At 32.3% G+C, this 13,416-nt stretch carries 15 protein-coding genes; 8 read left to right on the top strand and 7 right to left on the bottom strand.

Features of this window, described 5'->3' with window-relative positions; all coding sequences use genetic code 11:
* Positions 1-43: 43 nt before the first annotated feature.
* The 4 genes from BMY96_RS02185 to tsaB are packed head-to-tail and all read left to right on the top strand — an operon-like array spanning position 44 to position 3,675.
* Positions 44-1,159, top strand: a complete 1,116-nt coding sequence (locus BMY96_RS02185) for an efflux RND transporter periplasmic adaptor subunit (RefSeq protein ID WP_092848476.1) — start codon at positions 44-46, stop codon at positions 1,157-1,159.
* Positions 1,146-2,480 carry a TolC family protein gene (locus tag BMY96_RS02180; protein ID WP_175473494.1) on the top strand — a complete coding sequence of 445 codons (1,335 nt, stop codon included), beginning with the start codon at positions 1,146-1,148 and terminating at the stop codon, positions 2,478-2,480. The genes BMY96_RS02185 and BMY96_RS02180 overlap by 14 nt, the downstream gene beginning before the upstream one ends.
* A 23-nt stretch (positions 2,481-2,503) precedes the next feature.
* A complete protein-coding gene (locus BMY96_RS02175; RefSeq protein WP_092848472.1) occupies positions 2,504-2,995 on the top strand; it encodes a TlpA family protein disulfide reductase in 492 nt (163 codons plus the stop codon).
* Positions 2,996-2,997: 2 nt separating this feature from the next.
* The gene (gene tsaB / locus BMY96_RS02170; RefSeq protein ID WP_092848470.1) at positions 2,998-3,675 is read left to right on the top strand and encodes a tRNA (adenosine(37)-N6)-threonylcarbamoyltransferase complex dimerization subunit type 1 TsaB; all 678 of its coding nucleotides are present in this window, start codon (positions 2,998-3,000) and stop codon (positions 3,673-3,675) included.
* A 67-nt stretch (positions 3,676-3,742) separates the two neighbouring features.
* Here tsaB and BMY96_RS02165 read toward each other — a convergent pair whose 3' ends face one another.
* The 6 genes from BMY96_RS02165 to BMY96_RS02145 form a co-directional block, all read right to left on the bottom strand.
* Positions 3,743-4,333, bottom strand: coding sequence for a hypothetical protein (locus BMY96_RS02165; protein ID WP_092848467.1), 591 nt, complete (start codon positions 4,331-4,333; stop codon positions 3,743-3,745).
* A gap of 241 nt (positions 4,334-4,574) precedes the next feature.
* Positions 4,575-5,390: a mechanosensitive ion channel family protein gene (locus BMY96_RS02160; RefSeq protein WP_092848466.1), complete on the bottom strand. Its 816-nt coding sequence runs from the start codon at positions 5,388-5,390 to the stop codon at positions 4,575-4,577.
* A gap of 41 nt (positions 5,391-5,431) precedes the next feature.
* The gene (locus BMY96_RS16180) at positions 5,432-5,542 is read right to left on the bottom strand and encodes a DUF1304 family protein (RefSeq protein ID WP_349267196.1); all 111 of its coding nucleotides are present in this window, start codon (positions 5,540-5,542) and stop codon (positions 5,432-5,434) included.
* Between the two features lie 37 nt (positions 5,543-5,579).
* On the bottom strand, positions 5,580-5,789 hold the full coding sequence (locus tag BMY96_RS16175; RefSeq protein WP_349267195.1) for a DUF1304 domain-containing protein: 210 nt from the start codon (positions 5,787-5,789) through the stop codon (positions 5,580-5,582).
* 103 nt (positions 5,790-5,892) lie between these two features.
* Positions 5,893-6,093: a dodecin family protein gene (locus tag BMY96_RS02150; RefSeq protein WP_092848464.1), complete on the bottom strand. Its 201-nt coding sequence runs from the start codon at positions 6,091-6,093 to the stop codon at positions 5,893-5,895.
* 87 nt (positions 6,094-6,180) lie between these two features.
* Positions 6,181-7,083 (bottom strand): NifU family protein, encoded by a 903-nt coding sequence (locus tag BMY96_RS02145; protein WP_092848461.1) that lies wholly within the window; start codon positions 7,081-7,083, stop codon positions 6,181-6,183.
* 176 nt (positions 7,084-7,259) lie between these two features.
* On the opposite strand from BMY96_RS02145, the gene BMY96_RS02140 reads away from it, so the two are divergent.
* Positions 7,260-8,267: a PorP/SprF family type IX secretion system membrane protein gene (locus BMY96_RS02140; protein WP_092848458.1), complete on the top strand. Its 1,008-nt coding sequence runs from the start codon at positions 7,260-7,262 to the stop codon at positions 8,265-8,267.
* A 72-nt stretch (positions 8,268-8,339) separates the two neighbouring features.
* Here BMY96_RS02140 and BMY96_RS02135 read toward each other — a convergent pair whose 3' ends face one another.
* Positions 8,340-9,500 carry a VWA domain-containing protein gene (locus BMY96_RS02135; protein ID WP_092848455.1) on the bottom strand — a complete coding sequence of 387 codons (1,161 nt, stop codon included), beginning with the start codon at positions 9,498-9,500 and terminating at the stop codon, positions 8,340-8,342.
* A 249-nt stretch (positions 9,501-9,749) separates the two neighbouring features.
* Between BMY96_RS02135 and BMY96_RS02130 the strand changes: the two genes are divergently transcribed.
* The 3 genes from BMY96_RS02130 (at position 9,750) to BMY96_RS02120 (ending at position 13,410) form a co-directional block, all read left to right on the top strand.
* Positions 9,750-11,933, top strand: a complete 2,184-nt coding sequence (locus BMY96_RS02130) for a histidine kinase (protein ID WP_092848452.1) — start codon at positions 9,750-9,752, stop codon at positions 11,931-11,933.
* A gap of 75 nt (positions 11,934-12,008) precedes the next feature.
* Positions 12,009-12,743 (top strand): LytR/AlgR family response regulator transcription factor, encoded by a 735-nt coding sequence (locus BMY96_RS02125; protein WP_092848450.1) that lies wholly within the window; start codon positions 12,009-12,011, stop codon positions 12,741-12,743.
* Positions 12,744-12,894: 151 nt separating this feature from the next.
* A complete protein-coding gene (locus BMY96_RS02120) occupies positions 12,895-13,410 on the top strand; it encodes a gamma carbonic anhydrase family protein (RefSeq protein WP_092848448.1) in 516 nt (171 codons plus the stop codon).
* The last annotated feature ends 6 nt before the right edge of the window (positions 13,411-13,416 follow it).

The raw sequence follows: 13,416 nt of genomic DNA, 5'->3' as shown, positions 1-13,416 counted from the left end.
ATAGAATAGCAAGTAACAACATAGAACCAATACCAACAATCAAATGAATAAAATAGTAAAAATTATTTTAATATTAGTTGCCCTTATTGCGCTAGTGTGGGTTTTAAAGTATTTTAAAGATGCCAATTCTAAAGATGTGGTAGATTATAAAGTAGAAGAACCTTTTTACAGTTCTATTAATACTAAAGCCGTAGCAACGGGTAAATTAAATCCGGAGGAAGAAATTGAATTAAAACCTCAAATTTCGGGTATAGTAGATAAGGTACTTGTTGAGGAAGGCGATATTGTTAAAAAGGGCGAACTTATAGCAACGATACGAGTGGTACCAAACGAGCAAAATTTGGTAAGTGCAAAAAGTAGAATTTCAACGGCTAAATTATCGTACAATAATGCAAAAGTGCTTTTTGAAAGAAATAGAACTTTATTTGACAAAGGCGTAATTGCTCAGCAAGATTTTGAAAACAGCGAGTTGTCGTTTTACCAAGCTAAAGAGTCTTTAAATCAGGCTCAAAACGATTATCAAATTATTAAACGTGGTTCTATTTCTGGAGGAAATTCGGCAAACACAAATATTATTGCTCAAATTCCGGGTACAATTCTAGAAATACCTGTTAGAGAAGGCGACCAAGTTATTGAAAGTAATAATTTTAACGCAGGTACAACTATTGCTACCATTGCCGATATGAGTCTTATGATTTTTGAAGGTAAGCTAGATGAATCTGAAGTTGGAAAAATACAAGAAGGTAAAGAAGTAAAAGTGATTCTTGGGGCTATAAGAGATAAAGAATTCCCTGCAAAACTAACCTTTGTTGCTCCTAAAGGTATCGAGGAAAATGGTGCTGTACAATTTACTATTAAAGCCGATGTTACTATCGATTCAACCACAAATATTAGAGCTGGTTATAGCGCTAATGCGGAAATAGATATCGAAGCGAGAGATAGTGTTTTGGTAATTAGAGAAGCCTTATTACAATACAACAGACTTACCGAAAAGCCTTTTGTAGAGATTTTAAATGGAGATAATAAGTTTGATAAAAAGGATGTGGAGTTAGGGCTATCTGATGGTATTAATGTTGAAATTACCGAAGGTATTAGCGAAGGCGATAAAATTAAAGTATGGAATAAAGCATCAAAAGATAACGAAGATGAAGAAGAATAATATAAAACAGATCGGTATCGTTTTTGCGTTATTATGCACGGTCTTTACTTTTGCTCAACAAAAAAAATGGACTTTACAGGAGTGTGTTAATCATGCATTAGAAAACAATATTACTATACGACAAAGTAAAAATAGATTGCTTGATAACGAACAGGACATTATTGCGTCTAAAGGTGCTTTTTTGCCATCTGTAAACGCAAATATGAATCATACCTTATCTATTGGTAGCAGAGAATTATTCCCAGGGCAGTTTGTAGATAGAACAGATAATGGAACTGGTATTGGAATAGGTGTAAATCAAACTGTTTTTGATGGATTTAGGTTAACTAACCTATACAAACAATCTCAACTAAGATTAGAAACAAATCAATTAGAGCTTGAAAGAATTAAAGATGACGTTTCATTAAATGTAGTTAACGCATACTTAAATGTGCTTTTTAATAAAGAACGTTTTGAGACCGCCGAAGCTCAATATCAATTTAGTGAAAAGCAACTAGAACAGGTGCAAGAGTTGGTAGATGCTGGCCTACAACCTAAAGTAAATATTTATGATGCTGAGGCTACTTTAAGTAGAGATGCTCAGCAAGTTACATTAGCAGAGAATAACTTTAATTTAGCCTTATTAACCTTATCACAATTATTACAAATACCTTTTAACGGTTTTGAAGTTGAAATTATAAATATAGATACTCCTTCTGAGGCTCTATTATATAATAATATAAATCCTATTTTAAATTTTGCTTTTGAAAATAGAAACGAAATTAAGGTGGCAGAAAAGAATGTAGAAAATGCAGTATTAGGCACGGAAATTTCTAAAAGTGGTTTTTACCCAACACTTTCTGCTAGTTATGGATTTGGTTCAAATGTGTTTTTTACAAATTTAATTGATACTGAAGAGGATTTCTTTACACAGTTAAATCAGCAAAAAGGTCATCGATTTAGTTTAAGCTTAGACATTCCAATTTTTTCTAGATTTCAAAATAAAACAACGGTTGCAAAATCTAAAATTCAAGAAGAAAATAGTAAGCTTAATTTAGAGCAAGCTAAGTTAGATTTAGAGTCTAGTATCCAACGAGCTTATACCGATGCTCAGGCTGCTCTTAAGGCTTTTGTGGCTGCAAAAAAAACGTTAGAATCTCAAAGTTTATCTTTTAATAACTCTAAAGAACGTTTTGATATTGGTGTAATGACTACTTTCGATTTAGAGCAAGCTAGAGTACAATTAATAAATGCAGAATCTTCATTAATTAATGCTAAGTACGATTTTGTTTTTAAAACTAAAGTTTTAGATTTTTATATGGGAAAATCGTTAACTGAATAATTCATTTTTAATACTTTTAACAAATGAAAAAGTTTGGGGTTATGTTAATGATTTTTTCTTGTATGACGGTTTGTGCGCAAGGAAAACAACTTTGGGCAAAGTCATATTTAAACAAGCAAGCGCCAGAGTTAATTGTTGAAAAATGGCTTTCTGAAAAACCAGATTTTAAAGGTAAATTTGTATTAATAGATTTTTGGGCAACATGGTGCGGCCCATGTATAAAAGCAATACCAGAACTTAATCGATATCATTATGAATTTAAAGACGATTTAATAGTTATTGGTATTTCAGACGAATCAAAAACTATAGTTAACAAGATGAAATCTCCAGTTATGGAATACTATAGTGCCATTGATACTAAAGAACGACTAAAAACCAGCTATGAAGTTAGAGGGATTCCTCATTGCGTACTGATTGATCCAAATGGCATTGTACGTTGGGAAGGTTATCCTGGACTTCAAGGTTTCGAATTGGATTCTTTTGTTATTGGAGATATCATTGAAAAATATAAATAATTTTGAGTTTAATTTTAAACCTAGAAACCGCAACAACAAACTGTTCGGTTTCCTTATCAAAAGATGGTAAAACCATTGTTTTAAAAGAAGATAATGATAAAAACTATTCGCATGCCGAAAGACTACATGTCTATATTGATGCTGTTTTAAAGGAAGCCAATATCACGTCAAACGATTTAGATGCCATAGCCGTTAGCAAAGGTCCAGGTTCTTATACGGGTTTACGTATTGGAGTTTCGGCAGCTAAAGGACTCTGTTTTGCATTAAATAAACCTTTAATAGCGGTTCCAACTTTAAATGCCTTGGCTTACCAAGTTACAATGGAAAGTGGTGTGGTTGTGTCTATGTTAGATGCAAGACGTATGGAGGTGTATTCTGCTATTTACGATTTAGATTATAAACAAATTCGAGAAACACAAGCCGAAATACTTGATGAGACATCATTTAAAAACTACTTAGAGCAAGGAAAGGTTTATTTTATTGGTAATGGTGTAGAAAAAACAAAAACGTTAATTAATCATCCTAACGCTATTTTTGTAGATAATAAACTTCCTTCTGCTAACCACATGAGCGTTTTAGCTTACCAAAAATATAAAGAAAACAGCTTTGAAGATGTCGCTTATTTCGAACCGTATTATTTAAAAGATTTTGTGGCTTTAAAGCCGAAGTCTAAGTCGTAAAAAAGACCTGTCAGTTTTTCTTAACATAACAGGCCATTATAAAATTTATATTTTCTAAACTTAAATTTTAGCTATCTAAATCTGGCAATAAAATAACTTCAGGTAGCGTGTATTCTATTTCTTTTGTATCGAATTTTTCAATAGGATAAGGAGGTATGTAAACTAATTCTTTAATTTTGCATACAGTTAAACATCCCCCTTTGTCTAAACAATCACCTGCAAATTTTTTACAACTAAACACACCGCTACAAGTTTTTGTTGTAGTTTTACCTCCAGAAGAGCAAGTTAATTTATATTTATCTCCTGCGTTTCTTTTATTATTAGCACCTAATTTAGACTTGAAAAGTCCAGTAGATTTGTAACCTATCTCCTTTAAAAGTAATGTTGATGTAATTATATCTAATTTTTCTTCATTTAATATCTTATATTCATATTCAGCATTTTCATTATATTCATATTTGATGGAAACTAAAACTTCTTGACCACTATATGTGCTGTTTAAGTTTTGAATAAGTTGATCTAAGTCTGAGTATTTGTCTACGAAAGCTAGATTTTCTGTTTCTTCTGTTTTATCTTCATTACTACAAGAAATTATTCCTACTACGAGAAAAAGAGTAACAATTATCATTTGTAAAAACAATAGAGGTTTTTTTTTCATGATTACATATTTTGATGTTCTTTACAAATTAAATTAAACTAAATTAAACTAAATTAAATTAAATAAGCAAATTTCTTAGAGTAATTTTTTATTTTTCTTACAGCAATTATGGAAATTTTCTATGATTTAAACCTTGTATTTTGAAGTGATTTGTGGCTTTAAAGCCGAAAGCCAAATAATAAAAAAAAGACCCTTCAAAATATTAATATTGAAGGGTCTTATAGTTTATAAATAAGGTCTTTTACCCTTTCTTTTGAATTTCAACTTGATGTGGGTAAGGAATTTCAATTCCAGCTGCATCAAGAGCAAGTTTACATTTTTCAATAGTACCAAAGTAGACATCCCAGTAATCTGCTACTGTAGCATACGGTCTTACAGCAAAATTAACAGAGCTATCAGCAAGTTCAGAAACATTTACAGAAGGGGCAGGATCTTTTAAAACCTGTGGATTATCTGTAAGTACTTTCATTAATACCTCTTTAGTTTGTTTAATATCTGCATCGTAGCTTACTCCTATAGTTAAATCTACACGTAATTTTCCTTCAGTTGTGTAATTAGTTATATTTCCATTTGATAAAGCAGCATTTGGGATAATTACTTCTTTATTAGTTGGAGTTAATATTTTAGTGGTAAAAATTTCTATTTCTTTAACAACACCAAGTTCTCCTTGTGCTTCTATTAAATCTCCAATTTTAATTGGTTTAAAAATCATGAGTAAAACACCACCAGCAAAATTAGCTAAAGACCCTTGTAAAGCCATACCAATTGCTAAACCTGCGGCAGCTAGTATTGCAGCAAAGGAGGTGGTTTCAATACCTAAATTGGCTAAAATTGTTAATATTAATAGTATTTTTAATATCCAACCTATAAGATTAAGTAAGAACTTTTGAAGGCTCTCATCATAGTTTTGTTTGGCCATTACTTTGGCTATACCGTTTCTTATTTTTTTAATAATCCAAGAACCAATTATCCATATAACAATAGCTCCTATAACTTTAAGGCCATAGTCGGTTCCTAATTCAATCCATTTTTGTGTGTCAATACTTTCTAATTCCATAATGTTTTAATGATGTTTTTAATTTGTAAATTTTTAAATTTTTAAATATTAAAATAAAGTATAATTAATGTAATAATTGCAGGTACTGCTTGTATATAAAATAACTTTATTTGCTTTGTAGAATAAGACCCGTATATACCAGCTATAGTCACACAAGTAAGAAAGCAAATGGCGATTTTTATATCGTTTTTAATAATAGAATATAAGTCCAGCTGCTAGAAATCCATTATAAAGTCCTTGATTGGCTGCTAAAATCTTAGTGTCTTCAGCAAATTGTTTAGATTTTATGCCGAAAGCTTTAATAGTTTTTGGTTTGGTCCAGAGAAACATTTCAAGAATTAAAAAGTAAAAGTGTTCTAGAGCTACAAAAGCTACAAGTATTAGGCTTATTAATGTCATTCTTTTTTATAACTTAAATATTATTTTTTAAAATTAATGAATTTATTCCATAAAAAAAGCGTTCAGAAACTGAACGCTTTGTATGTTATTTTTAAAGTAAAATTTATTCTACTTCAAAAGTAATTTTTAAGTTAACTCTAAAATCTGATACTTCACCATCTTTTACACTTGCACTTTGGTCTTGAACATATACAGAACGTATGTTTTTAAGACTTTTTGATGCGTGTTTTACTGCTTTTCTTGTAGCATCTTCCCAACTTTTTTCTGAATTTGCTAAAACTTCAATTACTTTTAATACTGCCATGATTTTATGTTTTAAGTTGTTTGTAACAATTACACTTTGTAATGTAATGATTTTTTGACACTTAAAATATAAAAAAGTCACATGGTTTTATCCATTTATGGCTTCTACAGTTTCAATTTTTCCTGGTAACATTTCTTTAAGCATGTTTTCAATACCACTTTTTAAGGTGTATGTTGAAGAAGGGCAACCACTACAAGCACCTTGAAGCATTACACTTACGTTTTTACTTGCTGAATCGTAAGAAATAAATTGAATATTACCACCATCGCTAGCAACTGCAGGTTTTACATACTCTTCTAAAATGTTTACAATTTCTTTTGAAACATCATCTAAAGATTCAAAATGGCTATCAACTTGCTGGGTAGATTTTTTTAGTTTTTCTACTGCTTCTGGTAATACAATATCTTTTCCTTTTTCGATATAATCCTTAATGAATTCACGAAGTTGTACTGTTATGTCTTGCCATTCTGTAATATCATATTTAGTTATAGAAACATAATTTTCATCTAGAAAGACGCTCTTTACAAACGGAAAATGAAATAACTCTGTAGCTAAAGGCGAAAGTTTAGCTTCGTCTATAGATGTAAACTCAAAAAGGGCCGCAACCATTTTTTTGTTGGCTACAAATTTCATTACAGATGGGTTAGGTGTGCTTTCAGCATAAACCGTTACTGCTACTTTTTTTGCAGTTGCAGCTTCTTCAACTACAACACCACCATCGTTTAAATAACTCTCAATTTGTTCTCTAACTTCATTTTGTACGTCATTCCATTGTACAATATCATAACGCTCTACGGCGATAAAATTTCCAGATATATATACTTTTTTTACAAACGGTAAGTAAAATAATTGTTGCGCTAATGGTGCGTTTTTAGCTTCGTCAATATTATTAAATTCAAAACTTTGATGTTTTGTAATAAATTGATTAACCTCGAATTTTACTATGGCTATATTTGATGTTTCTTGCACAGAAACCTTGAAAGTGTTCATTTTAGCTAATTTTTTACAAAAATACTAAAAGAAAACTTTAGTTATCCATATATTTGAGTTTTGTTGCTTGTATTAATATAGCCAAAAAAGTAAAGCTTGATTTTGTCTGTTTTATATGTAATTTTTTAATAATCATGGCGTTTGTAATAAACTAAACTTACTTCCTAATAGAGTTTATGAATTTTAGAACTATTATTTTAATAGCAGTAGCAGTTGTGTTTTTAAACAAGGTAACAGCTCAAGAAGGGCTGCCTATCTATACAGATTATTTAACCGATAATTATTATTTAATTCATCCATCTATGGCTGGTATAGCCAATTGCTCTAAAGTTAGATTAACAGGAAGGCAACAATGGTTTGGTCATGATGATGCACCTAAACTTACCACGCTTAGTATTAATGGCAGAATAGGGGAATCTCAATCTGCAATTGGAGGTATTGTATATGCCGATAATAATGGCTATCACTCGCAAAAAGGAGCGTATTTAACGTATGCGCATCACCTTATGTTTTCTAGAAGTGAAGCCGATTTAAACATGTTGTCGTTTGGTTTAAGTGCTGGTTTTATTCAATACCAATTAGACGAAACAACGTTTTTAGACGGTACGCCTATTCCAGATCCAATAATTGATGGTGTTGTGCAAAATGAAACTAATTTTAATGTGGATTTAGGATTCTCTTACCACTACCTAGACTTTTATGCACATGGTACGGTAAAGAATTTATTAAACAATTCTGGGGTTAACAGTGATTTAGAAATAACAAGCAACCTAAGACGTTATTTGTTTTCGGTAGGAAATGTATTTAGTAGGTTTGGTAGCGATTGGAGTTACGAGCCTTCTGTATTATTTCAATACAGAGATTTAACCAAAGAGTCTAGTCTCGATTTTAATGGTAAAGTTTACAAGGAAGTGGAGTTTGGTAAATTATGGGCAGGAGCTTCCTACAGACAAAGTTTAGATGGTGCCGAATATTTAGATGGTACCAGTGTAAATAGTCAAAAATTAAACCAAGTAACAGGAATAATTGGTGCAAACTATAACAATTTTATGTTTGCTTATACTTATACCTATCAAACCAATCCTATAGTATTTACAAGTGGTGGTTTTCATCAAATAACATTGGGATATAACTTTGGTTGTCGCCGTAAAAAATATGCGTGTAATTGTCCAGCAGTTAACTAATACTCGTTATAAATGAATAAATAAAAATCCCGCTACTAAGCGGGATTTTTATTTTGAATGGGCTTTAAATAGTTATTTCCACGTATACTTTTTTCGTTTTGCTTGTTCTTTTATAGCATGAGTCATAGCGTTTTCCAAGTTGTTGGTTTGTTCACTTTTTTGCTCAGAAATGTATGCTACGCGTTTGGCGTTTAAATCAGTAATTTCATTTTGAATGCGTTCTCGTTCTTTACTTTTGGCGTCTACATAGGCTTTAATTTCAGATTTCGACTTGCCTTTTAATTCTGTAGGTAACTCATCGTCATTAATAGTTTCAATAACAACTTCTTCCTGCTCTACAGCATCCACTAAATCCCAACTTTTATTTTTATATAAATGCGAACTTTTACTTACTGTTCGCTTTACAGCATTGGCTTTACTGTAGCCACTTGCATTCATGTCTTGTTCTGCTTGTAGCGCCATTTTTCGGCTACCTTTAGCTCCGTAGGCGACATACGTTTTATTCAATTTCTTATTTAAAATTAAAATAGCGTCATCGTAAGGCGATGCTATATGTACGGTTGCTTTGTCTTGATTTATAGCCATATAATCACCATTTGTTAATTGCGCACCATCTTTCCAATGGCTAGAAACACCTTGGTTGTAATTGCCACAGAAAATAGTGTTTACGGTAACGTCTTTTTCATTTGCATTGGCGGAGGCATCTTTATAATTTACTTTTCCTTGTGTAAAAGGCTCATTTCCTGCAATAAAAATAAGTTTTAAATCGTCGGCATTTTTACCCCAATTTAATTGGTTTAATGAGGTTTGAATCACTTGCCCGCAATACTCCTCGCCACCATTTGTGGTTAACGAAAAAAGCTCTTTTGATATATCATCTAAATCGTCGCTAAAGGCTAAAACCTGACGAATATAGCCTTCGTTTCCGTTAAGTCTATCATTGCCATATTCATATAAAGCAATTTCTAAATTGGGTTTGCTAGTGCCACATTTGGCATAAGATAGTTCGTTTACAATATCCCAAAGTTGAGCTTTTGCTTGGTCTATTAAACCATCCATACTATTGCTAGTATCTAATAATAAAGCCACCTTAATAAATTGTTTGTTGGGTTCTGGATGATTGGTTTTGGTGTCGTTTAATGCAATAGGTTCTTTTTTGTTTTCTGCTTTGCAAGAAGTGGTGAATGCCGCTAAAGTTGCGCAAACTAAAGCCGTTTTAAAATACGTTTTCATGGTTTTTCGTTTTAAGATTAATGAAGTATTATTAATCGCCCTATTTTGGACGTATTGATCTACAACGTAAAACTATGCCCAACATAATTCTTATAAAATGAAGAATGAGTAAAAGGGCTTTTTTATTGAGTAAACAAACCCACTAAATTCGTAAAGTCTAATTTTTAGTGATGTAAATACACGGTTTTGTTAAACACACATTTTCTTTTACCAAGTAAAGTGCGTAAGTTTAGCTACTTAAAATAAAGTATGCAGTCGGTAATTAAATATATATGTATAACCTGTTTTGTGTTGTGTGGCCTGTTTGTGCAGGCTCAAAACACGCGCGACGGATTAAACCAAGGGCCTAAGTTTACAGTGCGCGGTTTGGTGGTTGAGAGTGATACTCAAAAACCCATTCCCGATGTTAATATTGAAGTTAATGGTGGTGGCTATTCGGCTACCGATATTCATGGCGAATTTAGAATTGAAGCTAGAGAAGGCGACGAGTTAACCATAAGGCATAAAGATTTTGAAACCGTATTTTATACTATTAAAAGTAGCGAGCGTATTCGAGTAGAAGTAGAGCCAAATTACGAGGAGGAATCAAAATTATCTAAGTTTAAATCTATTTCTAGAAACCAAAAAGAATTATTTACGCCGTTAATAGATTCGGCAGAAGTATATTTAAAAAAAGATGCAAAAAAAAGTATTCAGTTTATTGCTGATGCGCTTTCTGAAGCTAGTTCAACAAAACAAAATAGTGAAGCCTACGAGGTTTTAGGCGATATTTATATGTATTGGAAACAATACGATTTAGCAGTTTCTAATTATAGAATTAGTTTGCAAAATAGAAGTTTAAACGAGGTTTCGTTAAAGCTGGCTAAGGCGTATAAGCTCAATAAAAACTATCAAGAAAGTTTACAGGTTTACAATGCTATAAATAAAAGTAGTTTAACAAATTGGCAGCTAACCAGTTTATATGAAGGCTTAGGCGATGTGTACCTTTTAACCAAGTCGTACAACCTATCTATTGGAGCTTACGAAGATGGATTGCAAGTAGCCAAAAAGCATTTAATAACACCTAAAATAACCGATTTAAACTCTAAGTTAGGTCAGGCCTACAACGCCCAAGGTGAAACACAAAAAGCACAAGGCTTTTTTAATAAATCTTTAAAGTTAGCCAATAGCGAAAACAAGAAACGAGCCGTCGAGGAACAAATTAAAGTAGCCGATTTTCAAAATGAAACTAATAATTATTCAGATGAAATTCAGCTAAGAAAGGAAGCACTTAATACCATTAGCGAAATTGAAAGTGAAACCGACGATATTGATAACGAAAGCCCATTAACACCGCAAAAGCAGAACTATAAAATTGGTAACGCTTATGCCTCTCAAAAAGATTATAATAGCGCCATTCCGTATTTAGAACGCAGTATTGAAGAGGCTGGTAATAAGGCCGATTTAGTGGTTCAAAAAGATGCTACACGAAGACTCTCGGAAGTATATAGAGATGCAGGACAGTTTAATAAAGCCTTGTTAGCGTATCAAGATTATGTGGAATTGGTAGATAAATTATATTCCAAGAAAGAGCAAGAAATATCGCAAGCAGCAAGGTTTAGTAAAGATATTGTAAGTAAACAAAACCGCATTTCTAGTTTGGAAAGCGACAGGCAACTATCCGAAAGTAAATATCAATTATCCATAGAGCAGGCCAAACGCCAAAAACTTATTATTTACTCTTTAATTGGTGGGTTAATCCTTTTATTAATAGGAGCCTTTTTAATGTTTAAATACATTAAACAACAACGATTAGCAAATAATTTATTGGCGCTTAAAAGTTTAAGAAGTCAAATGAATCCGCATTTTATATTCAATGCCTTAAACTCCGTTAATAGCTTTATAGCATCAAACGATGAGCGTACAGCAAATAAATATCTAACCGATTTTTCTTTGTTAATGCGAGCCGTTTTAGAAAACAGTGAAGAAGATTTTATCCCATTAGAAAAAGAGCTAAAACTTATCGAGCTCTATACCAAACTAGAACATTTTAGGTTTAAAGATAAATTTGATTATACTATAAATGTTGATGAAAACATTATAGTAAAAGACTTTGTAATACCGCCAATGCTGCTACAACCGTACATAGAAAATGCTGTTTGGCATGGTTTAAGGTATAAGAAAACCAAGGGAATGCTTAATATTAGTATTGCTCAAACCAAGCCCGACGAAATTAAAATCACCATTACAGATAACGGTATAGGGCGTGAAAAATCTAAGGCGTTAAAAACCGAAAACCAACAAAAACAAAACTCAAAAGGCATGGGTAATATTAAAAAGCGAGTGTCTATTTTAAACGAAATGTATAAGGATAAGGTAGATGTTTTAATTGACGATTTTCAAGCCGAAGAGGACACGGGAACCAAAGTAGTTGTAACGCTAAAAAAAGATTAAAAAAGAGCTAAGGTTAGGAGTACCAAGCACAAATTTTGATTCTTACCTTTAACATTAGGCTTTAAACATAAAAATATGAAATTAACCTCCATAATAGTCGAAGACGAAGAAACCAGTAGAAAAATTCTAAAAAATTACCTTAAAAAATACTGTCCAAACGTTACTGTTTTAGGTGAAGCATCAAATGTAGATGAGGCTTTGGTTTTAATTCGTAATCATGATTTAGATCTAGTGTTTTTAGATGTTGAAATGCCGTATGGTAACGCCTTCGATTTGTTAGATAAGGTGGGCGACATTAATTTCGAAACTATTTTTGTAACCGCCTATAACCATTATGCTATCGATGCGCTAAACGCCCATGCTAGCTACTATTTAATGAAACCCATTTCTATAGACGAGCTTATAAAAGCCGTAGATTATGTTACCGAAATAAAAACAAAGGAAGACGCTCTACAAGATCAAGTTTTGGTTCCAAAAACTAATACGGTGGCAGGTAAAATTACCATTCCGCAATTAGATGGTTTCGAGATTTTAAACACCCCGGACATTCTTTATTGTAAAGCCGACGATAATTACACCGAGATTTACCTTAACAACAATAAAAAGAAAATAGTAAGCAAAACGCTTAAGTATTTTGAAGAAGCTTTAGGTAACTCAAGCTTTTCCAGAGTTCATAAATCCTATTTAGTAAACGTAAACGAGGTTGTTAAATACGTTAAAGGAAAAGGAGGAAGCGTAGTGCTTAGCAATGGAAAACAAATTATGGTTTCGGCATCTAAGAAATCAGACTTATTGTCTTATTTTAAATAAATTCCCGTAAAAACGGGAATCTCATAAATTGTATCGAATTCTTTAATTTTACAATTAGCAAAATGAATTTCGAGCGTAGCAAGAAAAACAATAAACAAACAAACTAAAAGGAACTCAAAATTATAAGACTCCTTTTTTAAAGACATTATCTATGCCAGTAATAAAAACAGTAAGAGGCCATTCGCCTGTAATACCAGACAATTGTTTTATAGCCGAAAATGCTACCATAGTAGGCGAGGTTACCATGGGTAGCCAATGTAGCGTATGGTTTAGCGCCGTAGTTCGTGGCGATGTAAACTTTATAAAAATGGGTAATAAGGTAAATATCCAAGACGGTGCTGTTATACATGGTACGTATCAAAAAGCGGGTACAACCATTGGTAATAACGTGTCTGTAGGGCATAATGCTTTGGTGCATGGGTGTACCATTCACGACAATGTTTTAGTAGGTATGGGCAGTATTATTATGGATGGCTGCGTTATAGAAAGCAATAGTATAGTAGCAGCAGGCGCAGTAATTACGCAAAACACGGTTGTAGAGTCGGGCAGTATATACGCAGGTGTACCGGCAAAAAAAATTAAAAACGTAAGCGAAGCACATGTATTGGGCGAAATTAACCGAATTGCCGACGCTTATATAAAATACTCCAGTTGGTTTAAAGATTGATTAGTT

It is taken from the genome of Algibacter pectinivorans, assembly GCF_900112595.1.
GTDB classification, from domain to species: domain Bacteria; phylum Bacteroidota; class Bacteroidia; order Flavobacteriales; family Flavobacteriaceae; genus Algibacter_B; species Algibacter_B pectinivorans.
Note: the sequence above shows the minus strand (reverse complement) of the source record. Positions and strands in the feature narration are given on the sequence as shown.

Bases quoted from the DNA above. Each gene is read 5' to 3' on its own strand.
- BMY96_RS02185 (WP_092848476.1), top strand. From the start codon at position 44: ATGAATAAAATAGTAAAAATTATTTTAATATTAGTTGCCCTTATTGCG.
- BMY96_RS02180 (WP_175473494.1), top strand. From the start codon at position 1,146: ATGAAGAAGAATAATATAAAACAGATCGGTATCGTTTTTGCGTTATTA.
- BMY96_RS02175 (WP_092848472.1), top strand. From the start codon at position 2,504: ATGAAAAAGTTTGGGGTTATGTTAATGATTTTTTCTTGTATGACGGTT.
- BMY96_RS02165 (WP_092848467.1), bottom strand. From the start codon at position 4,333: ATGAAAAAAAAACCTCTATTGTTTTTACAAATGATAATTGTTACTCTT.
- BMY96_RS02160 (WP_092848466.1), bottom strand. From the start codon at position 5,390: ATGGAATTAGAAAGTATTGACACACAAAAATGGATTGAATTAGGAACC.
- BMY96_RS16175 (WP_349267195.1), bottom strand. From the start codon at position 5,789: ATGACATTAATAAGCCTAATACTTGTAGCTTTTGTAGCTCTAGAACAC.
- BMY96_RS02150 (WP_092848464.1), bottom strand. From the start codon at position 6,093: ATGGCAGTATTAAAAGTAATTGAAGTTTTAGCAAATTCAGAAAAAAGT.
- BMY96_RS02145 (WP_092848461.1), bottom strand. From the start codon at position 7,083: ATGAACACTTTCAAGGTTTCTGTGCAAGAAACATCAAATATAGCCATA.
- BMY96_RS02140 (WP_092848458.1), top strand. From the start codon at position 7,260: ATGAATTTTAGAACTATTATTTTAATAGCAGTAGCAGTTGTGTTTTTA.
- BMY96_RS02135 (WP_092848455.1), bottom strand. From the start codon at position 9,500: ATGAAAACGTATTTTAAAACGGCTTTAGTTTGCGCAACTTTAGCGGCA.
- BMY96_RS02130 (WP_092848452.1), top strand. From the start codon at position 9,750: ATGCAGTCGGTAATTAAATATATATGTATAACCTGTTTTGTGTTGTGT.
- BMY96_RS02125 (WP_092848450.1), top strand. From the start codon at position 12,009: ATGAAATTAACCTCCATAATAGTCGAAGACGAAGAAACCAGTAGAAAA.
- BMY96_RS02120 (WP_092848448.1), top strand. From the start codon at position 12,895: ATGCCAGTAATAAAAACAGTAAGAGGCCATTCGCCTGTAATACCAGAC.